The 24,193-nt window shown below is 57.7% G+C and carries 33 protein-coding genes and 1 pseudogene; 29 read left to right on the top strand and 5 right to left on the bottom strand.

All coding sequences use genetic code 11. The annotated features are described in order from the left end of the window. Positions 1-33 precede the first annotated feature (33 nt). Positions 34-1,257: a PIN-like domain-containing protein gene (locus tag MJP36_RS24265; protein WP_244384166.1), complete on the top strand. Its 1,224-nt coding sequence runs from the start codon at positions 34-36 to the stop codon at positions 1,255-1,257. A gap of 483 nt (positions 1,258-1,740) precedes the next feature. Here MJP36_RS24265 and MJP36_RS24260 read toward each other — a convergent pair whose 3' ends face one another. From MJP36_RS24260 to MJP36_RS28235, 3 genes are read right to left on the bottom strand one after another with little or no spacing between them, the layout of a single operon-like run. Beyond that, a complete protein-coding gene (locus MJP36_RS24260) occupies positions 1,741-2,376 on the bottom strand; it encodes a site-specific integrase (RefSeq protein WP_244384164.1) in 636 nt (211 codons plus the stop codon). Continuing rightward, positions 2,373-3,197, bottom strand: coding sequence for an IS3 family transposase (locus MJP36_RS24255; RefSeq protein ID WP_425226352.1), 825 nt, complete (start codon positions 3,195-3,197; stop codon positions 2,373-2,375). Before MJP36_RS24255 ends, MJP36_RS24260 begins: the two co-directional genes overlap by 4 nt. Before the next feature lie 8 nt (positions 3,198-3,205). Beyond that, positions 3,206-3,508 (bottom strand): transposase, encoded by a 303-nt coding sequence (locus MJP36_RS28235; protein WP_425226326.1) that lies wholly within the window; start codon positions 3,506-3,508, stop codon positions 3,206-3,208. Positions 3,509-3,576: 68 nt separating this feature from the next. Between MJP36_RS28235 and MJP36_RS24250 the strand changes: the two are divergent. The 27 genes and pseudogenes from MJP36_RS24250 to recX all read left to right on the top strand — a co-directional run. After that, positions 3,577-3,774 (top strand): annotated as a pseudogene (locus tag MJP36_RS24250) (DinB/UmuC family translesion DNA polymerase); the annotation flags it as partial. A 306-nt stretch (positions 3,775-4,080) separates the two neighbouring features. Continuing rightward, the gene (locus MJP36_RS24245; RefSeq protein WP_081086987.1) at positions 4,081-4,815 is read left to right on the top strand and encodes a LexA family transcriptional regulator; all 735 of its coding nucleotides are present in this window, start codon (positions 4,081-4,083) and stop codon (positions 4,813-4,815) included. A gap of 608 nt (positions 4,816-5,423) precedes the next feature. Then, positions 5,424-5,762, top strand: a complete 339-nt coding sequence (locus tag MJP36_RS24240; protein WP_090366475.1) for a phage holin family protein — start codon at positions 5,424-5,426, stop codon at positions 5,760-5,762. A 22-nt stretch (positions 5,763-5,784) separates the two neighbouring features. Next, positions 5,785-6,300: a hypothetical protein gene (locus MJP36_RS24235; RefSeq protein WP_244384162.1), complete on the top strand. Its 516-nt coding sequence runs from the start codon at positions 5,785-5,787 to the stop codon at positions 6,298-6,300. Positions 6,301-6,303: 3 nt separating this feature from the next. Continuing rightward, positions 6,304-6,912, top strand: coding sequence for a phage baseplate assembly protein V (locus MJP36_RS24230; protein WP_060753963.1), 609 nt, complete (start codon positions 6,304-6,306; stop codon positions 6,910-6,912). A 12-nt stretch (positions 6,913-6,924) separates the two neighbouring features. Next, entirely contained in the window at positions 6,925-7,257 is a 333-nt protein-coding gene (locus MJP36_RS24225) for a hypothetical protein (protein ID WP_060753964.1), read from the top strand. After that, positions 7,254-8,249: a baseplate J/gp47 family protein gene (locus MJP36_RS24220; RefSeq protein ID WP_244384160.1), complete on the top strand. Its 996-nt coding sequence runs from the start codon at positions 7,254-7,256 to the stop codon at positions 8,247-8,249. The genes MJP36_RS24225 and MJP36_RS24220 overlap by 4 nt, the downstream gene beginning before the upstream one ends. Then, a complete protein-coding gene (locus MJP36_RS24215) occupies positions 8,246-8,887 on the top strand; it encodes a phage tail protein I (protein ID WP_244384158.1) in 642 nt (213 codons plus the stop codon). Before MJP36_RS24220 ends, MJP36_RS24215 begins: the two co-directional genes overlap by 4 nt. Next, positions 8,884-9,414: a hypothetical protein gene (locus MJP36_RS24210; RefSeq protein WP_104995651.1), complete on the top strand. Its 531-nt coding sequence runs from the start codon at positions 8,884-8,886 to the stop codon at positions 9,412-9,414. Before MJP36_RS24215 ends, MJP36_RS24210 begins: the two co-directional genes overlap by 4 nt. A gap of 49 nt (positions 9,415-9,463) precedes the next feature. Continuing rightward, entirely contained in the window at positions 9,464-10,246 is a 783-nt protein-coding gene (locus tag MJP36_RS24205; protein ID WP_104995652.1) for a phage tail protein, read from the top strand. A gap of 2 nt (positions 10,247-10,248) precedes the next feature. Next, the gene (locus MJP36_RS24200) at positions 10,249-10,551 is read left to right on the top strand and encodes a hypothetical protein (protein ID WP_104995653.1); all 303 of its coding nucleotides are present in this window, start codon (positions 10,249-10,251) and stop codon (positions 10,549-10,551) included. Positions 10,552-10,637: 86 nt separating this feature from the next. Further along, positions 10,638-10,811 (top strand): hypothetical protein, encoded by a 174-nt coding sequence (locus MJP36_RS24195; RefSeq protein WP_162843515.1) that lies wholly within the window; start codon positions 10,638-10,640, stop codon positions 10,809-10,811. A 2-nt stretch (positions 10,812-10,813) separates the two neighbouring features. Continuing rightward, positions 10,814-11,980, top strand: coding sequence for a phage tail sheath protein (locus MJP36_RS24190; protein WP_060753969.1), 1,167 nt, complete (start codon positions 10,814-10,816; stop codon positions 11,978-11,980). Further along, entirely contained in the window at positions 11,980-12,486 is a 507-nt protein-coding gene (locus MJP36_RS24185; RefSeq protein WP_104995654.1) for a phage major tail tube protein, read from the top strand. Before MJP36_RS24190 ends, MJP36_RS24185 begins: the two co-directional genes overlap by 1 nt. A 50-nt stretch (positions 12,487-12,536) precedes the next feature. Continuing rightward, positions 12,537-13,109 carry a phage tail assembly protein gene (locus MJP36_RS24180; protein WP_205344446.1) on the top strand — a complete coding sequence of 191 codons (573 nt, stop codon included), beginning with the start codon at positions 12,537-12,539 and terminating at the stop codon, positions 13,107-13,109. Continuing rightward, positions 13,106-13,231: a hypothetical protein gene (locus tag MJP36_RS27970; RefSeq protein WP_017844653.1), complete on the top strand. Its 126-nt coding sequence runs from the start codon at positions 13,106-13,108 to the stop codon at positions 13,229-13,231. Before MJP36_RS24180 ends, MJP36_RS27970 begins: the two co-directional genes overlap by 4 nt. 5 nt (positions 13,232-13,236) lie before the next feature. Then, positions 13,237-14,904, top strand: coding sequence for a tail tape measure protein (locus MJP36_RS24175; RefSeq protein ID WP_244384156.1), 1,668 nt, complete (start codon positions 13,237-13,239; stop codon positions 14,902-14,904). Next, positions 14,904-15,287, top strand: a complete 384-nt coding sequence (locus MJP36_RS24170; protein WP_060753973.1) for a phage tail protein — start codon at positions 14,904-14,906, stop codon at positions 15,285-15,287. The genes MJP36_RS24175 and MJP36_RS24170 overlap by 1 nt, the downstream gene beginning before the upstream one ends. After that, complete coding sequence (locus tag MJP36_RS24165; protein WP_060753974.1) at positions 15,280-15,492, top strand: tail protein X; 213 nt, start codon at positions 15,280-15,282, stop codon at positions 15,490-15,492. The genes MJP36_RS24170 and MJP36_RS24165 overlap by 8 nt, the downstream gene beginning before the upstream one ends. A gap of 9 nt (positions 15,493-15,501) precedes the next feature. Next, positions 15,502-16,509: a contractile injection system protein, VgrG/Pvc8 family gene (locus MJP36_RS24160; RefSeq protein WP_244384154.1), complete on the top strand. Its 1,008-nt coding sequence runs from the start codon at positions 15,502-15,504 to the stop codon at positions 16,507-16,509. A gap of 80 nt (positions 16,510-16,589) precedes the next feature. Then, entirely contained in the window at positions 16,590-16,781 is a 192-nt protein-coding gene (locus MJP36_RS24155) for a zinc finger domain-containing protein (protein ID WP_244384152.1), read from the top strand. 9 nt (positions 16,782-16,790) lie between these two features. Next, positions 16,791-17,648: a putidacin L1 family lectin-like bacteriocin gene (locus MJP36_RS24150; protein ID WP_244384149.1), complete on the top strand. Its 858-nt coding sequence runs from the start codon at positions 16,791-16,793 to the stop codon at positions 17,646-17,648. 242 nt (positions 17,649-17,890) lie between these two features. Continuing rightward, a complete protein-coding gene (locus MJP36_RS24145) occupies positions 17,891-18,448 on the top strand; it encodes a glycoside hydrolase family 19 protein (protein ID WP_244385661.1) in 558 nt (185 codons plus the stop codon). After that, positions 18,436-18,936, top strand: a complete 501-nt coding sequence (locus tag MJP36_RS24140; protein WP_161549883.1) for a lysis system i-spanin subunit Rz — start codon at positions 18,436-18,438, stop codon at positions 18,934-18,936. Before MJP36_RS24145 ends, MJP36_RS24140 begins: the two co-directional genes overlap by 13 nt. Before the next feature lie 83 nt (positions 18,937-19,019). Continuing rightward, complete coding sequence (locus tag MJP36_RS24135; protein WP_060753978.1) at positions 19,020-19,520, top strand: CinA family protein; 501 nt, start codon at positions 19,020-19,022, stop codon at positions 19,518-19,520. 83 nt (positions 19,521-19,603) lie between these two features. Further along, positions 19,604-20,662: a recombinase RecA gene (recA, locus tag MJP36_RS24130; protein ID WP_060753979.1), complete on the top strand. Its 1,059-nt coding sequence runs from the start codon at positions 19,604-19,606 to the stop codon at positions 20,660-20,662. A gap of 8 nt (positions 20,663-20,670) precedes the next feature. Beyond that, positions 20,671-21,144 carry a recombination regulator RecX gene (gene recX, locus MJP36_RS24125; RefSeq protein WP_060753980.1) on the top strand — a complete coding sequence of 158 codons (474 nt, stop codon included), beginning with the start codon at positions 20,671-20,673 and terminating at the stop codon, positions 21,142-21,144. Between the two features lie 245 nt (positions 21,145-21,389). On the opposite strand, the gene MJP36_RS24120 is transcribed toward recX, so the two are convergent. Next, on the bottom strand, positions 21,390-22,502 hold the full coding sequence (locus MJP36_RS24120; RefSeq protein ID WP_244384147.1) for an LOG family protein: 1,113 nt from the start codon (positions 22,500-22,502) through the stop codon (positions 21,390-21,392). Positions 22,503-22,800: 298 nt separating this feature from the next. Then, positions 22,801-23,241 (bottom strand): PA3611 family quorum-sensing-regulated virulence factor, encoded by a 441-nt coding sequence (locus MJP36_RS24115; RefSeq protein ID WP_090366453.1) that lies wholly within the window; start codon positions 23,239-23,241, stop codon positions 22,801-22,803. A gap of 178 nt (positions 23,242-23,419) precedes the next feature. On the opposite strand from MJP36_RS24115, the gene MJP36_RS24110 reads away from it, so the two are divergent. Beyond that, complete coding sequence (locus MJP36_RS24110; RefSeq protein WP_244384145.1) at positions 23,420-24,169, top strand: tRNA-uridine aminocarboxypropyltransferase; 750 nt, start codon at positions 23,420-23,422, stop codon at positions 24,167-24,169. The last annotated feature ends 24 nt before the right edge of the window (positions 24,170-24,193 follow it).

The raw sequence follows: 24,193 nt of genomic DNA, 5'->3' as shown, positions 1-24,193 counted from the left end.
TTTTTATTTCGAATGTTATTGATGGAGCGATAGATGAAGAGCTTATTTCCCAGCCATTTTGCAAACGATCCCAATAGGCTCTCGAAATTATGGATAGATTGTATATTTGTTTTTGATACAAATGTGTTGACTGGGTTATATAAGTATTCAGACGAAACAAGGGATGCTCTCTATAAGGTTATTGAGTCGCTTGGTGATCGGTTGTGGGTGCCGTATCAAGTAATGTTCGAGTATTTGGATAATCGCGCTAAAATTGTTCATGATCAGTCTAAATTGTATGAGTCGGCAATATCAAAGCTCTTGGATCTAAAGTCGGAAATAGAAATACCTAATCGGGCACCGTTCGTATCGAAGGATATCTATGATGATTTTTGCCAGTCAGCGGAGCGTGTGCTTGGAGACTTGAAAAGTAGGCGCGATTTACACTCTTCGAGAATAACTGATGATGAAGTCAAGCAGCGACTTGCCGACTTGCTCGAAGGGAAGGTTGGCCCGGCATATAGTGCTGAAACCTTAAGTGCTTTGGTAATCGAAGGTGAGCGAAGATATGCGCAAAATATCCCGCCAGGATTTGAGGATAGAGAAAAACACAAAGGGTCGACACTTACGAAGGAAGTTAATAAGCGCTACGGTGATTTGATTTTTTGGAAGCAAGTTTTAGACAAGGCAAAGGAGTCGTCGACTTCGGTTATTTTGGTTACTGGGGAAAGGAAGGAGGACTGGTGGTCAGTCTGTGGTGGTAAAACAATAGGCCCACTGCCGGAGTTGATGGAGGAATTTGCTTCAGTAACTGGGAAGGAGTTCTACATATATACAACTCATAATTTTTTGAATTTTGCTAATGATTACCTTCAGCAAGATACACCCCCTGCGGCAGTTGATGAGGTTCGGGATGCTTTCGTGAATGACAAGGAGGTAGCCGTTCGAGAATTTGCGCAAAATGAGTATTTGTTAGAGGATATCTCCGAGGGGGACGATGTCGAAAGCTCATCGCCTAATAAGTTTGGAGTTAGCTATTATCAGCGTATGGAAGCTTCCTTGAGTGTAACTCTTGAGCAACTTGAAGTATTGATTTCGAACATCCGTGAAAAGGTGACCGAGGCAGTGCGTGTGTCCTCTCCGGCAGTCGTGCAAATACAGAGGGATCACCTAGCGAATCTACTTAGTCGCCGCAAAGCTTTACGGATGAAGCGGCGATACTGTTTAAGAAAGATTTCACAGATTTTGGATGATGAACTAACCGGTTATTCAGACTGAGGGCTTTAAAAAATCCCTCAGTCGATGATTTCATTGCGAGTGTTGTTTTTCTAAAGCTGTCCAGATGTTTTTTAACTCTGTTGGAGATTCGTCGTCCATCCATTTCGCATAGACTTCCACCAACATTGTGAAGTCTTTGTGGCCCATCTGCTTTGCGACGAACGCAAGGTTGCCACGAGCGGTCAGGCACCAGCATGCATAGGTGTGACGAGTCTGTACGGTCGACGCGGGCGAATGCCGGAACGCATCTGTATCGCCGCCCACTTAGTATTCCAAGCGGTGGGGACATACCAAAAATTTATGATCTTCTTGCGCGCTTGGGTTGAGGGAGATAGTACTGGGATGACCCACTCTTTCCGGCTCTCATGCCTGTTCTGGAACACCTCGATGACGCGTGCAGGGTGGTCGGCAACGAGCGACATCAACACCCGGCAAGCTTCGACCGCTGGCGGCATTAGTAATACTGAGCGAGGCTTCCCCGTTTTAGGAACCTTGAACGTGCCGTTGGCGGTTATGGCGCGGGTGATGTTGATCTGGCCCTGCGTCCAGGTCGATATCTTCAACAGCCAGCGCACATAACTCACCTGGTCGAATACCGGTATACACGGCCAACGTAATCGCAGCGGAGTCCTGAGGGTGAAGGCATCCTTTATCAACCAGCAGCTGGAATTCATCACGAGTTAGCGGATCCGGCTCTTGGCCTTGCATTGCGAACCGATTGCACGCTTCTGATAACCCGGTGCGGCAGTATCCATTGGTCTCGCACCAGCCCAAGAAACCGGCGAACGTCGCCAGGTAATGATTGACGGTCGACGGCGCTCGATCTGCAATCAGCAACGTCCTCAGTAACTGGATGTCTTCGGGCAGCAAAACGCCGGTGAGACGATCAATTCCAACCAACGCAGTGCAGATGTCCAGGGCGTAGCCGTACTTCTCCTCGGTCATCGGCGTGATGTCGACAGCCTTCAACGGCTTGTACCGCTTCAGCAATGCCCCAAGCCTTTCGTCCTTGGCACTGCTGTAGTTGGTCGCGTGCTTTGAGTTAGGAAAGTGTCGCCCATACTCAAAGTGACCGGTTTTGAACTGGTCAAGTAATCTTGGACACTGATTACGGTTCACGCCGACAACCTTTCCTTCACGACCGGCGACCTGTAGTCGTTATAGCTGTGAGGCCTGCTGATGTTGTAGCGCGAGACATAGCGCTGCACATCTGCCCGGGCCTCATGCTCCAGTTGGTAGCCCGCTTCAGGCACCCACTCGGACTTCAAACTACCAAAGAAACGCTCCATCGGGGCATTGTCCCAGCACTCGCCTTTACGGCTCATACTTTGCCTAAATCTATGTTTCACAAGCGCATTTCGGAATTTATGGCTGGTGTACTGGCAACCTTGATCAGAAGGAAACAACACATCCTGGGGGGGGCCGCGCAGCTCAACCGCCATGCGTAGTGATTCGCAGGTCAGGTTGGCATCAGAAATCATCGAGAACGACCACCCTACGATCCTGCGAGCGTACAGATCCAGAACGGCGGCGAAGTACATCCATCGCTTGCCGACCTTGATGTATGTCACGTCGCCACACCACACCTGATTAACCGCCGTCACATCAAATTTTCGCTTGAGCACGTGCGGCGCCACCAAGGCCTCCACACCCGGCGATTTGTACTTATGGCGCCGGCGCTGACGACTAGCGATGCCAGCTTCGCGCATCAAACTGCGAGCCATATAACGCCCGATACGATGCCCTTTGGCTTGTAGCTCCTTGGACAAAGTACGTGCGCCGGCCGACTCTCTGGACGCCTTGTGGTGCCTGACCAACGCGGCTTTGAGCTTGTCCCGTTCAGGATTTGCTCTGCCTTGGCGCTGGCGCCAGGCGTAGAAGCTACTGCGGTTGACCCCAAACGCCCGGCAACACTTTTTAACGCCGTACTGCTCGTCCAGCTCATCGATCAGCGTGAATAATCTTTGGCGTCCAAAAGCAGGAGAGCACTGGCCTTTTTTAGGATTTCGATATCCAGGTCTTTCTCTCTGAGCAGAGCTTTGAGTCTCTGGATTTCTCGTTGATCAGCGGTAATCGCCTTGGCCCCCACCGGAGTCGAGCCCAAGCGCTCTTTTTGCACTTGATCAACCCAACGGCGCAGGGCTGTGGGGCCGATATCCAGGCTGGCACAGACTTCGGTAACCGGCTGAACTTCATCCAACACCATGCTGGCAGCCTTGAGCTTGAACTCACTCGAATAGGATTTACGCATATCCAAACACCTCAGATTTGGGCGCTATCATAGTGCCCGATTGAAGTGTCCAAAATCATTAGGCCAGTTCAGTGGCAACCTACATGATGCGTGCCTCGGAAAAGTTACGTGCCCAAAACTCATTGTGCAAGAAGGTGCGCGTTTGCATCCGCACGGGCATGTTCAATACTGAGGAACCGAAGTATGCCAATGGGGTGGTAGTGGATATGCCGTACCCCACGGACGACGTGCGTCTTTTAACGCAAGCGGCATTAAATGCGCTGGACGGGGATGGGCATTTGAGCCAGCAACCACGAGCCTATCCCGCCGAATCCCCCACATACTCCTACACAATCGGAGTGTGGGAGGACAGATCGGAAGTGTTTTTACTCATCAGATTAGTTGGCAAATTCGTTGAAAGTGGTGGGGCAAAGATAGGGCACTGGCCCGGCTGATTTTGCAATGGCCGCAAGGTTAACACGCGAGGTTGGCGCTTCGCAGGTCATAAGTGGACAGGCAAAAGGCATGGCAAATGCATAAGATATGCAAATTAGCATTTGCCATCCCTCAAAACTCCCGTCAATATCCACTCTATGCAAAAACGCAACGTTTCTATCGTCTTAAGAGAGCTGCTGGACCGCGACCGGATCTCCCCCACGGAGCTTCACCGGCGTACCGGCGTGCCTCAATCCACGTTGTCCCGGATCCTCAGCGGCAAGATCGTTGATCCGTCGGACAAGCACATTTCCCGCATCGCCGAGTACTTTCGCGTGGGCACCGATTACCTGCGCGGGCGCGCGGCAGTAGGTGCGCAGCGGGATGAAGGGCGCGACCCGATGCATTCGGAACTCAAGGACATAAGCCTGTGGGATGACGACACGCCCGTTAATGATGACGAGGTGTCGATCCCCTTTCTGCGCGAGGTTGAATTGGCTGCTGGATCAGGAAGATTCGTCATCGAGGAAAGCGAGAAGGCCAGCCTGCGTTTCGGCAAGCGCAGCCTGCGACATAACGGTGTGCAGTTCGACCAGGCCAAGTGTGTGACGGTACGTGGCAACAGCATGTTGCCGGTGCTGCGCGACGGCGCCACGGTGGGGGTGAATGCGGGCAAGAGTGGCATTGGCGATATCGTCGATGGCGACCTGTATGCCATCAATCACAATGGCCAGTTGCGCGTGAAGCAGCTCTACCGCCTGCCTTCCGGAATTCGCCTGCGCAGTTTCAACCGTGACGAGCACCCGGACGAGGACTATAGCTTCCAGGATATCCAGGATGAGCAGATCAGCATCCTCGGCCATGTGTTCTGGTGGGGCATGTACGCCCGTTAACCCTCATGCGTAAGACACAGCCCGCCATTGTGCGGGCTTTTTTTCGCCCGTAGAAAATCGCCAAACCCTTTGTCCACAAGGCCGAAAATGCACATGCGCATTTTCAGCGCAAAAATAAATGCATTTACGCATTGACTGTATATGCATACATGCATATTCTTTGTCTCAAGCCAGCCAACAAGGCTTGGTGGAGGCGGCAAGGATGCTGCCAGGGAAGACAAGGAAGGCACGCAACATCGGCAAGGACGCCATCGAAGCGATGGCAGGGATGCCAGGCAACACCGGCAAGGATGCCGACGCTCTTTAGTTTCAACCGGCTTTCTTGACAGGAAGCACAAAACAGGCAGCGATGAACCGGCCTAATAACGGTTCAGAGGGTTGGCAACTGACCCGGGTGTGCAGCGTAAAGCACCAAAAGCAGTTATCCGGCAGACAGGGATCGTGGTCGGAAAAACATTGAGGAAAGAACCGTACCGCGCCAGTAGCGCCGAAAGTTCGAGGACATCATTACTGAAAAGCCCGGGCGACCGGGCTTTTTGGAATGCCTACCTATCGAAGCATGTGTAAATGAAAAACGGACTATCTAGTGCTCAGCCAGGAGGCGTGACATGACAAATGAACAGCAAGCGTTAGCGGAAATGCCTATCTGGCTGGTCATCGTATTGGCAGTGATCGGCGGGGTATCCGGCGAAATGTGGCGTGCAGACAAGGAGGGCGCCCGTGGTTGGTCGCTGATCCGCCGGCTCGCCCTGCGCTCTGGAGCCTGCATGGTGTGCGGGGTTTCGGCGCTGATGCTGTGCTACGCCGCCGGCATGTCGATCTGGACCGCCGGCGCCATTGGGTGCTTGACCGCCATGGCCGGTGCCGATGTTGCCATCGGCCTTTATGAACGGTGGGCAGCCAAGCGCATCGGGGTCAATGAAAGTTCTCGCCAGGACCCGCAGTAACCGCTGCAAGGACGCTACTTAAATGACGCTTATTGAAAAGCCATCTCAACTGCCCAAGGCCATCGGCGAGGCGCTGCACGCTGCGTTCCCGAATTTGAAGGTCGGCAGTCATCAGGACTTCCAGGGCACAGGGGGCGAAACCGGCGTGATGATCACGGTCGAGGGCAACGGCCCGGGCATCCGCTCCCGCGAAGGGCGCAAGGCGCACGCCTTGGCGATTTCGCTCAAGACCATGGTCGCGCCAGGCGCCTTGCCGTTTGACGCCTGCGACCTGGCCAGCCAGCTCATGGATTTGGTGCTGGATAACCGCTGGAACCTGCCCCAACCACAGTGTGATCTGCCGACGAATATCGTCGCTGCTCCCACGCTGCGGGCTGGCGCAGGGATGGACTATGACATCTGGACGGTTTCTTTCACCCAAACCCTCTATATCGGGCCTGTGTTGCTCAACGATCCCACAGGCCAGCCGCTGTTTGCCTGCACCTGGGACGTCACGAACATTGACGACCCCGCTCAATACAAACCCCTGTCGGAGTAGCCCATGTTCGACGCGCTGTTACGCATGCAACTGGGGCCGATTGTCGAGCGCCTGGCGGAAATGGAAGCCCAGCTCGAAGACCTTTATCGTCGCGCCGAAAGCTTCTGTCGCATCGGCGTGTGCCAGGAGGTCGACGCTGCCAGTCATACCTGCAAGGTCAGCCACGGTGAATTGCTCACCCCGGCCATCCGCTTTTTCAACCCCAGCGCCGGTACGCAGACCGAGACCCGCATTCCATCCGTGGGCGAACAATGCCTGTTGTTCAACTATGGCGGCGGCGAAGGTGGCGGGCAGTCCGTGGCCTTGTTCGGTTTGAACAGTGATCGCTTCCCGCCGGTTTCGAGCCTGGCGACATTGACCCGGCGGCGCCATCAAGACGGCACCCAAAGCGATTACGACGACGCCAGCCACACCTTCAACTGGGTCAACGGCCCCACCACGTTCAGCGGTTCGCGCGAGCAAGTCGACGTCAAGGTCGGCGCTGCCGGCCTGACCCTCAACGCCCAAGGCATCATCCTGCAAATCGGTGGTACCCGCCTGGTGCTGGATGCCGGCGGCGCGCACTTCAGTGGCCCGCTGGTGGACCACCAAGGTCGGGTCATCAGCCCGTGATAAGGACATCCCATGATCGGCATCGATCGCAACACCGGGGCAGCCGTCGATGACTGGCTGCAATTCGTGCAGCGCGCCACCCGAGCGCTGACCACCCCCCTGGGCACTCGTCAGAAGCGCCCGCTGTACGGCTCGATGATCCCGCAACTGCTGGGCCAGAACCTCGGCGATGACTTGCTGATCCTCGCCCAAAGCCATGCTGCCCAGGCGTTCTACAACACCCAGAACGGCATTGGCGACTTTCAACCCCAGGTCATCGTCGCCACCCGCCAGGGCGCCGGCCTGCTGCTGCGGTTCGCCGGCACCTGGAAAAACCGCCAACAAACCTTCGAGGTCGTGACATGAGCATGCTGATCCCAGGCCAGAACCAACTGGCGGAGCCGGCCATCATTGCGGTGGATGAGTTCGAACCGCTGCTGGCCGAATTCAAGGCGTTTATCGTCGACTATGTCGCCACCCGAGCGCCGCAAAGCGCGGCCAAACTCAAGGTCAGCCTCGACAACGAAAGCGAGCTGCTGACCCTGGCCCTGGAAGCGTTTTGCGTGCGCCTGCAGACTCACGAACGCAAATACAACGCCCGCATCAAGCAGATGCTGGCGTGGTGGGCTACCGGCAGTAACCTGGATGCCCGCCTGGCCGACATGGGCCTGGAACGCCAAGTGCTCGACCCGGGCGACCCCGCGGCTTTCCCGCCGGTGCCGCCGACTCTGGAAAGCGACGACGACGCTCGACTGCGCTACTACCTGGCACCCCACGCTCCTGCGGCGGGCTCGCGGATGCAGTATCGCCGCGAGGTCTTCACCCTGGGTGAACGCCCTGCGGTGAAGGTACAAAGTGCGACACCGGGCGTGGTGACCGTCAGCTACACCTTCGACCCGGACGGCTATGCCGCCCAGGTCAAGGACGGCAACGCCCGCCGCACCGCGCCGGGCGAAGTGATGGTCACGGTGCTTTCGCGGGAAGGTGACGGCACGCCATCCGCCGATCTGCTTGACGGTGTGCGACGCCATTTCGCACGGCCCGATGTACGACCGGAGACAGACCTGGTCAGCGTGCAGGGGGCACAGATTCAACCCTACAAAATTCGTGTGGTGGCCAAGATCAATGCGGGCCCTGACTCCGGGCTCACTCAAGTCGCCGCTCAGAAACTGCTGCAAACCTATGCCGACTCCTGCCATCGCCTGGAAGGGCGAGTGGACCCGAGCTGGATCGATTACGCCATCCACAGCGCCGGTGCCGCGCAACTGCAAATCCTCGAGCCTTTGCAGCCGATTATCAGCACCGCGTTCCAGGCCCCGTATTGCACGGGGGTTGAGGTGGAGGTGCGCACGCTATGAGTGATGAACCCAAAGCAAGCCTGCTGCCGGCCAACAGTTCGCCGTTGGAAAAAGCCTTGGACCTGGGGTTCGGACAGTTGCTCGACCGGGTCATGCCGCCGTTTCCGGCGTTGATGAACCCGCTGCAAACCCCCACCCAATTCCTGCCCTACCTGGCGGCCGACCGTGGCGTCAGTGAGTGGGATGCCGACGCCAGCGAAACCGAAAAACGCCTCACCGTGGCCCTGTCCTGGCAGATCCAACGCCAGGCGGGCACGCCCAAGGCCTTGAGCTACGCGGTGGAGTCGCTGGGTTTCACCCCCAACATCAGCGCCTGGTATCAACAGCGCCCGCTGGGTGTGCCTTACACCTTCGACGTCCAGGCGATCATCGGGCGCACTTGGTCCAGCGGTGACCATAACCGGCTGATCCGCCGCATCAATGCGGCGCAGAGTGAGCGGGATCGGGCGACGATCACAGTTGTTCATGAGACCGAAGGTCAGCTCGCGCTCACGCAGGTACTCGATGCCCCATTGAGCGACGGTGAGTTGTATCTGGACGGCGCACTGCCGGAATTGGCGCTGGTTGCTCGAATTAACAGTGCAGGGGTCGCCCAGCACTACATCATTAACGACTACGACCTCAGGGCGCAGCCATGACAGATGACATTACGCGCCTGGTGCGCTTCACCTCCAAAGGTTTGGATGAAGTGCTGCAGGCAAAGAACCAGGGCCTGAAAGGCGAAATCACCCACATCGGCGCCGGCACCGGCCGCTACAACCCGGACGGCACGGAAGTGGCCTTGCGGGACGAGCGTCAGCGGGTTGCCATCGTCGATTACGAAGACCTCGGCGACCGCCAACTCAGGATGGCCGCGCTGTTCGATGGCGAGGCCGAGTATGAAATTGGCGAGTTCGGTTTCTACCTCGCCAGCGGGACCTTGCTGGCGGTGTATTCGGTGGCGGGGAAGTTGCTGACGTATAAGGCGGCGGCGGCGCGGGTGCTGCAAAAGTTCACGCTGGATATTTCGCCGTTGCCGGCGGATAGCGTGACGATTGTGGTGGGCAGTGAAAACCTGAATGTGTTGCTGGCCGAAGAGATCGCGATTTTGGCGGCGGCTTCGGTGGACAACATGTCGCGACATGTGGACTTGATGTTCAGGGTTATGCATCTCGAAGCGAAGTAAGAGTGCTTGCAAAAGTGCTGGAAAGACGAAAATTGACAGGGAGTTGATGATGGGAATTGAAGCGACGATTACGAAAGTTGTGGATGCTTGTAACAAACTCACGGATACCGTGACTAATCAGATTGGCAAAATCGATGCGCGTGTTGAGGTCGCATCGGCTCAATTCACGGCATGGCGCAATAGTGTACAGGCCAAGGATATCAATGGCCGTGCGTCTTACACGCAAACGATCGATCTTACGGGGTTGTCCACCAATATCTTTTATCCGGTCTGGTGGCGTATGCCCGGTAACGAAAAAGGGATGTCGGAGATTATTATCTCGAGAAACTACGCTTTGGACGCCAACCTCAATCCGTTCAATAACAATTTCGAGTCACATGTTGCAGGTCTGAACCTTCAGATAGAAGGCTGTGGAATCCCATGGAACGGGGACGCAAATTTCCTGACTATCAAACGAATCTCTCAGACTTATCGGGAGACCGTACGCCGTGCCCAATTCGGGATGCTGTCTTACGTTCGTCCGGTTACCGGGCTGAAGCCAATCTGGCTTAACCAGACCGTAGGTGCATTGGTCTCTTCTCCCCAGGAGTCTGGCTGCTACTTGCGTGGCGGGCTGACGTATATCGTCACCAAGAGCTTTGAAGAGCCTGTGAAGTTCAGTCGTTCAGATGCCGAAGTTGAACTGAGCCAAGCAGTGACGCCTGAGTATGAAATTTCCTGGAAGGTCAAACCTTTCGCCATCACTGCACCCGAGCTCGGAGAAACCTACCCGGAAAGCAGGTTGGCTTACACACTGGATAATGATCTGCGCTACGCGGTGAAGGGAGCATAAACATGGTTGGGTCTATTAAAAAACTGCTGCTTGCCTCCGGTGAAACGCTCATTAATGTTCCGGCGGATCGCCCAACCTTGGTAGCGCTGGGGCTTGACGAAACCCGAGCAGAGGAACTGTGTCAGCAAGCTGAAAACAGCGCGAAATTGGACGGGGTCATTTCTGCACGTCGTACATTGTACGAGACTGAAGCAGACCCCCTTTTCCTTGAATGGCAATACGACGAAACCCCCGAAAAAGAAAAGGCTTGGCGTGACAAGGTGGCCGAAATCAAGGCCCTTTATCCATTGCCCGAACGTATCTGAACCCACCGCGAAAGCGGTTTTTTTACGCCCGCCCAAAGCCCCTCTCCGTAGGGGCTTTGGCGTTTCTCACCCGGAGAATTCCACTTATGCACAACCGCCAAACCTACACCGTCCTCATCCCGTTCCCCACCGGAGGTGGCCATTGGTCCACCGTCGGCGAGGAGCTGGAACTGCTCGACGTCGAAGCATCCGCCCTGCGCACCGCCGGCCGCTTGGAACTGACCAGCGTCCTTAACTCCACCCCCAAGAAGGCTGACTAATCATGGCTGAGGTTTTGAACTTCGAGCATAACGGCATCACCGTGAATGCCACCGAATCCCCCGAGGCCATGGGTGGCCTGGGCGATAACGTTATCGGTCTGGTCGGCACCGCACCGAACGCCCATGCGTCGATCCCGAAAAACGCCCCGTTCCGTATCAACAGCTTTACCACTCAGGCGCTGCTGGACCCTACCGGTACTGAGTCGGGCACGTTGTTTCACGCGGTGTACCAGATCCTCAAAGTGGTGAAGGTGCCGGTCTATGTGGTGATCGTGGAGGAGGGCGCAACCCCGGCCGACACCGTCAACAATGTGATCGGCGGCAACGACCCCATCACCGGTCGCAAGCTGGGCCTGGCGGCCCTGAGCAGTGTGCCGGAAGACCTGACCATCATCGGTGCGCCTGGCTTTACCGGCACCAAGGCCGTGGCCGGTGAGTTCGCCGCCTTCGGCAAACGCATCAAGGCCCGCGTGGTGCTGGATGGCAAGGACGCCTCCGTCGCCGACCAAGTGACCTACAGTGGCGAACTGGGCGGTGCCGACCTCGGCTTCGACCGTTGCCTGCTGGTACACAACATGCCGTCGGTGTACTCCAAGGCCGCGAAGAAAAACGTATTCCTGTCGCCATCGTCCCTGGCCATTGCCGCATTGGCCAAGGTCAAGCAATGGGAAAGCCCTGGTAATCAGGTGACCTTCGCCGAAGACGTTTCCCGCGTGGTCGAGTACAACATCCTCGATACCTCCACCGAAGGCGACCTGCTCAACCGTTACGGCGTGAGTTACTACGCCCGCACTATCCTCGGCGGTTTCTCGCTGCTGGGTAACCGTTCCATCACCGGCAAGTTCATCAGCTACGTCGGCCTGGAAGATGCCATCAGCCGCAAGCTGGTCAAGGCCGGCCAGAAAGCCATGGCCAAGAACCTCACCAAGTCCTTCATGGACCAGGAGGTCAAGCGCATCAACGACTGGCTGCAGACCCTGGTCGCCGACGAAACCATCCCTGGCGGCAGCGTTTACCTGCACCCGGAACTCAACAGTGTCGAGAAGTACAAGAACGGCACCTGGTTCATCGTCATCGACTACGGCCGCTACGCGCCGAACGAACACATGATTTATCAACTCAACGCCCGCGATGAAATCATCGAGCAGTTCCTGGAGGACGTTCTCTAATGTTTACCAACCGTGTAAGACAGGCCATTGCGGCCACCCTTCAAGGCCTGCCGTTGTCCGCGACCGTGGAAGAGTTCACCCCGCCGAAGATCGAGTTCGACATGGAACCCATGTCCGGTGGGCGCTTTATCGCCGAAGAAATGGCCAAGAGCGGCAAAGTGCTCAATGCCAAGCTGGTGCTGCAAGGCGCCGGTCCGGAAATCATGTTGGCCCTGGGCGTGCGTCTGGGTGACGACATCCTGTTGAATGTGCGTGAAGCCGGCCAGGATCAGGACGGCAAGACCTACTTCACCTACCACACCGTCGGCGGCAAGCTCAAATCCCTGGAGGAGGCAAAGCTGAAGATGGGTGACAAGGCACTGACCACCCTGGAACTGTCCTGCCGCACCTACAACCGCCTGGAAAACGGCATCCCGGTGATCGACATCGACGTACGCACCCAGAAGTTCGTGCTCAACGGCGTCGACATTCTCGGCGACGCCCGTCGCGCCGTGCTGATGCCTTAAACCCAAAGGGGCGGGCCTGCTCGCCCCCTACTTCACCAAGGAATAGCCCCATGGCCTGGATGCCACCCTTGCACCTGCTGCTCTCGCCGATCACTGCCGACACCGGCGCGACGATCGAGCAGATTCAACTCAAGCCACTGTTCTACGCCGCGCAAAAAGACGCGCTGGCCCGGGCCGGTGATGACGAGGACGATCAGTTCTTTGAACTGGCGAAACTCGCCACCGGCCTGTCGGAAAAAGAACTGGACCAACTCAAGCGTCCGGACTACGTAAGCATTGCGCAGTACGTACACGAAATGTCGACGCAACCTGCGTCGTTCTTCTTGAAAACCCCCGAAAAAGCCAGCCACGACCAGCCCGTCCATCTGCTGTTGCCGCTCGATGCCGCAGGGCGCTCCCTGACTGAGCTGGCGCTGGAAATGCCGGCGCTGCGCGCCACCAAGGTGATGAAAAAACTCGCCACCAACAAAGAGCGCGCCGAGTTCATCACCGCTCATTGCACCGGCCTGATGATTCCGGATCTTGCCAACCTGACCGTGCCCGACTGGACGGAACTGCAGGAGCGTATCGACGATTTTTTAAATCAACCGGCGGACTTCTTTCGGAGCGCGACATCGAAGTGATCCTCGATGTGGTGCCGCTGATCTATTCGGTCAATGAGGCGGAGATCCTCGACTGGGACGCCGGCAAAGCATTGCGCCGCTACGACATCGCGATCACCCGCCTTGGCGTTAAACAGGAGTAAGCGGGATGCAAGAGACTCAATCTGGGATGAGGCTCGCCCAGGAAGACAAACGCTGGCTGCTTGACGACGCGGACCTTGGCAGTGTGCTGGCACCGTTTTCCGCCAGCCTTGCAGCGCCAGCAAGCCTGGATGCGGCATCGCGGCCACAACAGGATCCGCAGTCGGTGCTCGCCTCGGCGCTGGTGACCGTCAGCGTGGATATCAACGCTTTGACGTTGGAGCAAGTGCAGCTGCGCGAGGCGTTGGAAACGCTCACCAGCACGTTGTTCATTACCGGTAATACGCTGGCAACCAAGACGGTTGAGGTCAGTGGCGAGCCGGCCAAAAGTCAGCCGAAAGAACCCGCTCCGGCTTCGACCTCCTGGGTGGACAAAGGCCTGCAAGGCGCAACGGATGCCGGTAAGTTTGTCGGCAAAGAACTGCTCACCAGCTTGTGGGATAAAGCCAAGGAACGGGTTTCGGACAAGGCGCTTGATGCCGTGGCTGACAAGTTTCCAACCGCTGCCAAGTGGCTCAAGAAAGACGATAAGGGCAAGGGCAGTAACGCAGGCAAGGAGTGCTGCTGTACGGGGGCTCTGCCTGCCGGGATCCGCGGCCCGCTGGATTCAGCGACCGCTCAGTTGCCTGAACGTGTCGGCGAAACCGCCAGGGACAAAGACAGCGGCAAAAGCAAGCCAAGCTCCAAGGCTAATGCGAAGGGGCCACGTGGCAAGCGTTACAAGACTCGTCAGGCTACCTCACGGTCGATCAAGACCAGCATCGTCAGAAAGCGGGCCGATCTCAAGTCGCACAGTACTGGACTTTCGGCGCCGGTCTCGCAGCCGCTCAATGTCATGGGCCAGCCGTTGCGTGCGTTCGACAGCAAACTGGCGAGCCAGGGCTCGACCCGTCTGCCGGGCAATACATTTGCCTCCTACGCAGCGCCCTCGACGGCACGCGCCACAGCCCGTCGCGCAGCCAACGGCCAGGTGACCGGGCTGTTGGACGCAATAGCCAAACCGGAATCGGCCACAGTTGGTCGCCTCGGCCCGCTGAAGGTTGTCGATACCGTCATCGATGGGGTCCAGGGCATACGCAACGGTGGCGCTAAAGCCATCGGCGCCGGCCTCGGTACTGCCGGTGGCGCATTGATGGGCGCGTCTGCCGGTTCTGCCATTGGCACCCTGACGCGTCTCGAGTCGGCCGCCGCCCGCCGCCTCGGCCCATTGAAGTATGTCGACACTGCCATCGACGTGGTCCAGGGCGTGCGCAACGGCGACGCTAAAGCCGTCGGCGCCGGGCTCAGTACTGCCGGTGGCGCCTGGGCGGGAGCGTCTGCCGGTGCGGCCATCGGCACGATGATTTTTCCCGGTGTCGGAACGGCGGTCGGCGGTGCGATTGGAGGCTTGCTGGGCAGTGAAGCGGGGAGTTGGTTGGGGGACAAATTGTTTGGGCCAAGTGATCGCTTGCCTGCGCCCGCAGACGTCAGCAAAAACCTGAACAGCGCTCAAGCCGATAACCGTCAAATCAACTTTGCCCCGCAAATCACCATCAATGCGCCAGAACCGGCCAGCCATCAACAGTTGGCAGAGTTGGTGGTGCAACAGATCGAAGCGCAGTTTTCGCCGCTGTCGATGAATGACTTGCTGGGGTCGCGACGTGATGCGGCACTGACTGATATTGGAGGGGTGTGATGCGACAACAGATGGCATTGGGCACGTTTATTTTCGGGCTGTCCCGTGGGTTCGCCTACGACACCCTGGACCGCGCCAGCACTGGCGGCTGGGTAGGGCTGCCTATCGTTGCCGGTAAACCCAAGTCCAGCCAGGTTGGCCAGGGGCTCGAAACGCTGACCTTCGGCGGCAAGGCCGCGCGTGCAACGGGTATGACGCGGCTGGATGAGCTACGCGTACTGCAAGCCCTTCGTGCGCCGTTGCCTTTGGTTGATGGCGTGGGTCTCAGTTGGGGGCTGTGGACCATCAAGTCGGTGACCGAAAAACAATCCAATGTGATCGACGATGGCACTGCGATGGTCATTCATTGGTCGCTGGTACTGGAGGAGTTCGTCAATGCGTAGGGTTCGAAGTATTGCCGGTGATTCGGTGAACCTACTGCTGTATCGCGAGCTCGGTCGATGTGACGATGCCGCCGAGGAAATGCTGTGGCTGTTGAATCCGACGTTGGCCGAACAGGGTGCAGTATTGCCGGCAGGTATCAGTGTGATCGTGCCTGAACTGGGCAGGCAGCCCGTCGCGACGAAGCCAATCTCGGCCTGGGATTAAGGAGCGACCATGACACTTGGATATACGCCGGTGGTGGAGATCTACGGCGCCAATGCCGCGCTGCTCAATGAGCGACTATTGGAGTGGGAGCATACCGATGCGGCCGGTTTCGTCTCGGACCATCTCAAGTTGACCCTCGATATAGAGGGGCTTGAGGGGTTACCCGACCTGGGAGGGAAAATCGGCTTGCGCGTGGGCTACCTGGAGTCCGGCCTGGTGGACAAGGGGCAGTTCAAGATCACTAAGCGCACGCCGTCGCTGTTTCCGATGCGCCTGGTGCTGGAGGCCACGGCGGCACCGTTTGACCAAGACGGGTTTAAACAACGACGTACCGCCAGTCACGGGCCGATTACCTTGGGTGCATTGTTCCGCCAATTGACGATGCGCTACGGTTATTCACCGCGGGTGGCGACAGACCTTGAGGGCCAGCAGATCACCCACATTGACCAGACCAACGAAAGTGACATGGCCTTCTTGACGAGGTTGGCCAAACGTTTCGACGCAGTTGCCAAACCGGTCGACGAACTCTACGTGCTGGGCCGAAAAGGGCAACTCACCTCGCTGTCGGGCAAGGCCCTGCCGGACGTGCGACTGTCGCTTACACGCGACAATCGTCCTGGCGAGCGCGCGTTTATCAGCGCCAAGTTTACTGAGGGCAGCCGCGCCAAATACTCCGGTGCACAAGCCTCATGGTGGGACGCATCGGCCGGTCAAAAGCGCGTCGTGCGGGTCGGTATCGAGCCTTTCAAACAGGTCGTGCAGCGTTACCAGAATGAAGCGGAAGCCCGTGCTGCCGCCGAAGGTGAAATGCGCCGGGTGGGCCGCGAAGGGATGCAGGTCGATGTGATTTGCCCCGGAAACCCGTTGTTCGCTGCTGAGGGTCTGTTGCTGTTGGACGAGTCGTGGCCAGGCTTCATGCAGGGGCGTTGGTCGATCAATACCGTGACCGCCAGTGGCAAGCGCAAAGACAGCTATCGATGCACGATCAATGCGAGTGGGTTGTCTGCCGCAGAGTAGGCCGAGCCGTTGACGCCTTTCACCCGTGTGCTTTCGCGCGGGTTTGCCGCCCATGGACGGGGGATGCCAGCAAAAGGAATTTGCAGATGTTGAAAGAGTTCAGGTGCGGTCACTGCAAAAGACTTCTCGCCCGTGTGGGTGGGGTTACAGAGCTCCAGATCAAGTGTGCCCGATGTGGGACGTTGAATCATGTGAAGGCCTCGAGCCTTGAGCGATCGCCATTGAGCGACATGACAGCGGATTTCTCCGCGACTAATCATTCGACTCAATAGGTGAACAATATGGCTGGACGTACACGTACTCCGTTTCAACGTAGTGGTACTTCGATTCTCCCTGCTTATCAAACCATGTCCCCGGGGCAGTTCCTTCTTTCGCCAAACGGTCGATTCAAGCTGCTGCTTCAAGCCGACGGCAACCTGGCATTGCAGGACAATGGCGCAGTAGTTTGGATCGCCAACGAGACTACCCCTTACTCTTCCACCGTTCCGTTGCGATACAACGTGCCGGTGCAACTCTACGTCCAATATGGCGCCTTTCTAGACGATCCGATTCGGGCTCGTAGCTGGCTGACAAACAACTCGTCGTACACCAGCGAAGATCAATGGAACCGAACTCATATGTCGTTGCAGGACGACGGTAACATCGTGCTGATAGATTCTCAGGCGATTTGGAATGGCACCCCCTCGATTCCGCTTGATCCGACTTCCGGCGCAATTCTGTTCGGAGGACCATCCGAACTGCAGATGGGGACTCCTTACTTCGCCGGTGATGGTGCGCTGATCTTTCAAGGTGATGGCAACGTCGTGAACTACGGCCCGAACTGGAGTGTTCGCTGGGCTAGCTACACCCAAAATAAGGGTGCAGTTAAAGCCGTTTTTCAGGCGGATGGTAATTTCGTAGTGTACGCGGCGAATAACGTCCCGCTTTGGAATTCGGGCACTGGTGGTCATCCTGGCGCAACTCTACGCCTACAGCCAAATGGCAATTTGGCTGTTATTCAGGAAAGTCCAGTTTGGGCTCGTTTTGGCTACACGCCGACGATACGTCGACGTAAGGTCTACTACCCCGATACCACCAGTCCCGAACATAACGGTACCGCGCCATACCCTACCTATGGCCATATTGGTTGGGAGTTCTAATCGCTTCTCTCGCGAGCTAGCGGCCTAATGCCCAGAGGGTCGCTCATATAAGGCGCGACTAGCAAAGGGTCGTGCTTGCTTGGGCGACCCTATTAGTGCGAGGCGTCTCGCAAGCATTTCAAGGCCTTGATTTTGATTGAGCCCGTTTCTTTTTCGACCCCGTCACATCCTTTGCTCTGAGTAGGGAGTGCTGCTGGGGCCGACTTATTTCAAACATTTTCCACAGAGTCGAGCGCATGTCAGTGTCGATAACACTTTCGCAGCTTATTCAAGTGTTGCCCGCAGCCCGCTCAAGAGCGGGCCTTTTTTTGTCCGGGCTGAACACCGCCATCGCCAGATTTGAGATCGCCAGCCCCAAACGCGTCGCTGCGTTTCTCGCGCAAATCGGCCACGAGTCCGCGCAACTGCGCTACGTTCGCGAACTGGGCAGCGACCAATACCTGAGCAAATACGACACCGGCTCCCTGGCCACCCGTTTGGGCAACACGCCCGAAGCGGATGGCGATGGCCAGAAGTATCGTGGGCGGGGCCTGATCCAGATTACCGGCCGGCGCAATTACCTGGCGTGCAGCCAGGCACTGTTTGGCGATGATCGATTGCTGCAACAACCTGAACTGCTGGAGCAGCCCCAATGGGCGTGTGAATCCGCTGCCTGGTTCTGGCAAAGCAACGGTTTGAACGAACTGGCCGACAAGGACCTGTTCGACACCATCACCCGGCGCATCAATGGCGGGCTCAACGGCATGGAGGACCGCCTGCAATTGTGGGCGCGGGCGAAGGCGGTGTTATGCATTACTTGACTATCGTGCGCCTGATCGGCGTCTGCCTGCTGATGGTGGTCGTCTGGCAAGTGCAGGCTTGGCGCTACGGTGAGCAGCTTGAGCATCAGGAGGAACTGCATGCCGATGCGCTCAACCAGCAAAGCCAGGCCGCTGCGCATCAGTTAATGATGGTGCAGGAGCAACGTCTGGCCCTGGAGCAACAACTCAACGCCAGCGACCAACAACACACCCGGGAGTTAAGCGATGCCCAACGCAACCAGACTGCTTTGCGTGACCGCCTGGCCACTGCTGATGTGCGGTTGTCAGTCCTTCTCGACGCCAGCGACCCCGCCAACGGTTGCGCAATGCCGGCCACCGCCACCTCCGGCGGCGTGGTTCATGCAGCCCCGCGAGCCCGACTTGACCCAGCGCATGCTCAAAGAATTATCGGCATCACCGACGACGGTGATAACGCCCTGATTGCCTTGCGTGCCTGTCAGGCGTATGTGCAGGCCGTCGCCCGGTAGTTTCTTGATGCACGCTGTAACTTGCATGGCCGATGGGCTCCTGTAGGGTAGGCGAACCCCCCCGCCCATCCCTGGAGACGACCGTGAAGGAAATCACTCAACTGGCTGCTGAACTGGGCCGCCGCTTGCAGTTGCTCAATGCCCACGTCACCACCGCCGAGTCCTGCACCGGTGGCGGCATCGCCGAAGCCATCACGCGGATACCGGGCAGTTCGGCCTGGTTCGAGGCGGGTTACGTCACTTATTCCAATCGACAGAAGACCCGGCAGTTGAATGTGCCGGAAGCACTGTTCCGTAAGGTTGGCGCCGTCAGCCAGGAAGTGGTCGAGGCGATGGTCCGGGGTGCCCAGGAAAAAAGCCTGGCGCGCTTTGCGGTGGCGGTCAGCGGGGTGGCGGGGCCGGATGGCGGCTCGCCGGACAAGCCGGTGGGCACGGTATGGCTGGCGTTCGGTGTGGGCGACGAAGTGACGAGCGAGCTGGCGCACTTCCCCGGTAACCGGGATGAGGTCCGTCGACAGACGGTAAAGGCCGCGCTGGAGGGCTTGATGCGACGAGCTGCAGCAGAAATAGAAAATCAGGGGTAGGCGATCTCGGATCTTTGTGGAACAATACTGTCTACTTATACAGGTGTTGGCCGCCAGGCCTTATTGATTACGTGAGGACTTTAATGGACGACAACAAGAAGAAAGCCTTGGCTGCGGCCCTGGGTCAGATCGAACGTCAATTCGGCAAGGGTGCCGTAATGCGTATGGGCGATCACGACCGTCAGGCGATCCCGGCTATTTCCACTGGCTCTCTGGGTCTGGACATCGCGCTCGGCATTGGCGGTCTGCCAAAAGGTCGTATCGTTGAAATCTACGGTCCTGAATCTTCCGGTAAAACTACCCTGACCCTGTCGGTGATTGCCCAGGCGCAAAAAATGGGCGCTACCTGCGCGTTCGTCGACGCCGAGCACGCCCTGGACCCTGAATACGCCGGCAAACTGGGCGTCAACGTTGACGACCTGCTGGTTTCCCAGCCGGACACCGGTGAGCAGGCCCTGGAAATCACCGACATGCTGGTGCGCTCCAACGCCATCGACGTGATCGTGGTCGACTCCGTGGCGGCCCTGGTACCCAAGGCTGAAATCGAAGGCGAAATGGGCGACATGCACGTGGGCCTGCAAGCCCGTCTGATGTCCCAGGCGCTGCGTAAAATCACCGGTAACATCAAGAACGCGAACTGCCTGGTGATCTTCATCAACCAGATCCGTATGAAGATCGGCGTGATGTTCGGCAGCCCGGAAACCACCACCGGTGGTAACGCGCTGAAGTTCTATGCTTCGGTCCGTCTGGATATCCGTCGTACTGGCGCGGTGAAGGAAGGTGACGAGGTTGTCGGTAGCGAAACCCGCGTTAAAGTCGTGAAGAACAAGGTGGCTCCGCCATTCCGTCAGGCTGAGTTCCAGATTCTCTACGGCAAGGGTATCTACCTGAACGGCGAGATGATCGACCTGGGCGTGCTGCACGGCTTCGTCGAGAAGTCCGGTGCCTGGTATGCCTACAACGGCAGCAAGATCGGTCAGGGTAAGGCCAACTCGGCCAAGTTCCTGGCGGATAACCCGGATATCGCCGCCACGCTTGAGAAGCAGATCCGCGACAAGCTGCTGTCTGCAGCGCCTGACGTGAAAGCTGCCGCCAACCGTGAACCGGTTGACGAGATGGAAGAAGCCGACACTGACATCTGAAGCAAACGATGACTGTTGTACTGGATACACTCGTCGCCGTTCGGCGCACTGCAATGGACCTGCTCGCTCGCCGCGAGCATGGTCGAGTCGAGCTGACGCGTAAACTGCGTCAGCGCGGCGCAGAGCCTGAGATGATCGAAACCACCCTTGACCGTTTGACGGAAGAGGGGCTGCTTTCCGAATCCCGTTACCTAGAAAGCTTTATTTCCTATCGAGCCCGTTCTGGTTACGGCCCTGCGCGAATTCGCGAAGAGTTGGGCCAGCGTGGCTTGCAACGTGCTGATATCGACCTCGCCCTGCGTGAGTGCGGTATCAGTTGGCAGGCGCAGTTGGAAGATACCTGGCGGCGTAAGTTCTCCGGGCATCTGCCGGTGGATGCCAAAGAGCGTGCGAAGCAGGGGCGTTTCCTGAGTTATCGCGGGTTTCCGATGGAAATGATCAGCCGCTTATTAAGCGGCCGAGATATGGACGAGCTGTTGTAGTGAGCGGGCTTGCCCCGCGCTGGGCTGCACAGCAGCCCCAACAAGGACGCCACGGTATTTCAGGAAAAACGAGGTGCCTGGATTTGGGGCGGCTTCGCCACCCAGCGCGGGGCAAGTCCGCTCACTACAGATGACCCGTTCTCATCTTACCGGTTAAAGGCGGCCGGGCTGCACAGCAGTTGCTATACCAAGAACACCAAAAAGGCCCACTATGAAAATAGTGGGCCTTTTTTTTTGCTCAAAAATCAAGCCGTCTCCGGCTCCACCCGCTGTTGGGTCTTACCCTGGGCCTGTGCCCAGTTCTCCGGCAAGTTGATGTAGTCCACCAACTCCCGCAGCCGGCCTTGATCCCGTCCATTGAAGTTGAACACCAGCCGTGTCAAATGGCTGAACCTCGGCTCGTCGTGGTCTTCGCCCGTGTAGGCAAGCTGCTGGAACTCACCACTCAGTCGCAGGCTGGCAAACTCGCTCTGCAAATGGGCCAGTGCACGATCACTCAGCGGATGATTCATGCGCACCACAAACTCGCGTTTCAGCCAGCGCGTGGAGTGGAAGTTGGCATAGAACCGGTTGATCTCTTCCACTGCTTCTTCGGCGCTGTACACCAGGCGCACCAATTTAAGGTCGGTGGGCAGGATGTAGCGATTGGCTTCCAACTGGCTGCGGATAAAGTCCAGGGCGCCTTGCCAGAACCCGCCCCCCGGTGCATCCAGCAGCACCACCGGTACCAGTGGGCTCTTGCCGGTCTGGATCAGCGTCAATACTTCCAGCGCTTCGTCCAAGGTGCCGAAGCCTCCCGGACAGAGCACCAGCGCGTCCGCTTCCTTGACGAAGAACAGCTTGCGGGTGAAGAAGAAGTGGAATGACAACAGGTTCTCGGTGCCATCGATGGTGGGGTTGGCGTGCTGTTCAAACGGCAGGGTGATATTGAAGCCGAGGCTGTGTTCCAGGCCTGCGCCTTCGTGCGCTGCCGCCATGATGCCGCCGCCGCCGCCGGTGATCACCATCAAGTCTGACTGTGCCAGCATCGCGCCGACTTCCCGCGCCAAGGCATACAGCGGGCTTTCGACGGGGGTGCGGGCCGAGCCGAACACGGTCACCTTGCGCCGGTCCTTGAATTGTTCCAGTACACGGAAGGCGTTAGCCAGCTCACGGATCGCCTGCAGGGTGATTTTGGCGTTCCAGCGGTTACGATCGTCTTGAGCCATGCGCAAAACGGTGAGAATCATGTCGCGATAAAGGGGGATATTCGGGCTGTTGGCGGCTATCAGCTGGAGCTGCGCGTCGACCTGCTGTGTGAGGTCAGTCCCGTGTTCTTCAAAATGGCGAAGCAGGCGATCATTCGATTCGTAAGGCATTCAACTTCTCCTTTTCTTGCAGGGCCTGGGTAGTCGACGAACGCATCGTCGGTGGCCACGACACTGCATGTGTCATGGCGTGCCGCAGTAAGGCAGGCCTCTTTTGCCCTGAAAATGTTACAGAACAGCAGGTGAAACGGCTGTGAGCGACAATAAGGGGATGGCTTGATCATGTGCCGAAAAACCCTTGGCTGGCAACCGCTTATTGGTCATTCAGCATGAAGTTTAGCGGGGGCGGGAACGCAAGCTGGGGGAAGAGCGCACCGCTGGACAGCAGCGCGCGGGGAACGAGCAAAGGTTACTTTTTCTTCTTGGCCGCAGCCGGTGCCGGGCAATCGGATTCTACGAACTTGACCGACGCCACTGGGCGATTGGTCTTGTTCTCGGTGATTTCATAACGCATCACCGCACCCTTGGCCATCAGTTCGCGGTAGCCCTGGTTCAGGCATACGCTTTGCCCCAACTGGAAATAGACGGCTTTCGGATTGTCACGCATTTGCTGCGCTCGATCAGGCTGCACGCTCAGGTGGTCGATCAGCTGCATGCCTTCAACGGTGTAGGCCACTTCCAGGGTTTTTTCATCGATTTCCCGGGGCAGGTCCTTGTTGCTCTCGGCCGCGACGCTTTGCAGCTTCCTGTTCATTTGGGCCTCCAGCAGCGAGGCCGCATGGGCGCCTGCGGGTATGACCAACGCAAGGGCGACGGATGGGGCGACAAGACGCAGCATGGAACGCAGCATGAAACTCTCCTGATTCGGTTACTGGTGCATAGACCAGCCACTGCGCTGTGCGTTCAGTGGCGCGCAATTATAGGTGACCCCTTGCCACTACAGCCAGGCGTATCGCTGGTAAACTGCTGCCACTTAAGCCTTCATCGAGTTCTCCTGTGTCGATTTATCCCTCCTTGCGGCGTATTCCATGAGCCACGCCGTCTCCCGCCTGCGTTCCGAGCGTCTGGCACGTGCTGTCAGGCCATTCCTCAATCGGGGTTCGCGTGCCGAGCGATGCCCAGGCTGCCGGGTTATTCCCCAGTATTGCCTGTGCGCCTGGCGACCCCAGGTGCAGGCCCGGTCGGCGATGTGCCTGCTCATGCACGATGTGGAGCCAATGAAACCGAGTAACACTGGCTGGTTGATTGCCGATGTGATCGCTGACACCACTGCGTTCGCCTGGTCACGCACCGAAGTCGATCCCCAATTGCTCACGTTGCTGGCTGATCCGCAATGGCAACCGTATATCGTGTTTCCCGGCGAGTTCGTCGCGCCTGAACGGGTTGTCAGCGAAGTCAGGGTGGAGGAGGGCAAGCGTCCACTCTTTATCTTGCTGGATGGCACTTGGAGTGAGGCGCGTAAGATGTTTCGCAAAAGTCCGTACCTGGAGCACTTGCCGGTGCTGAGCCTTGCACCGGAACAGCTGTCGCGGTACAAGCTGCGTCGCTCCACGCGCGATGATCATTTCTGTACCGCAGAAGTCGCGGCGCTGTGCCTGGAGTTGGCTGCCGATCAGGCGGCGAGCGAAGTGCTGGATGCTTACCTCGATGTATTCAGCACTCATTACCTGGCTGCCAAGTTCCAGATGCCCCTGGACCTGGGGGATAGCGTCCATAGGCGCCTGACGCCCTACATTGCGACGGTATCACCAGACGACGTTTGCATGATGGCACCGTAGCCGAATCCCCCGCTAAAATGCCTC

This window comes from Pseudomonas palleroniana, assembly GCF_022836895.1.
Taxonomy (GTDB): Bacteria; Pseudomonadota; Gammaproteobacteria; order Pseudomonadales; family Pseudomonadaceae; genus Aquipseudomonas; species Aquipseudomonas palleroniana.
Note: the sequence above shows the minus strand (reverse complement) of the source record. Positions and strands in the feature narration are given on the sequence as shown.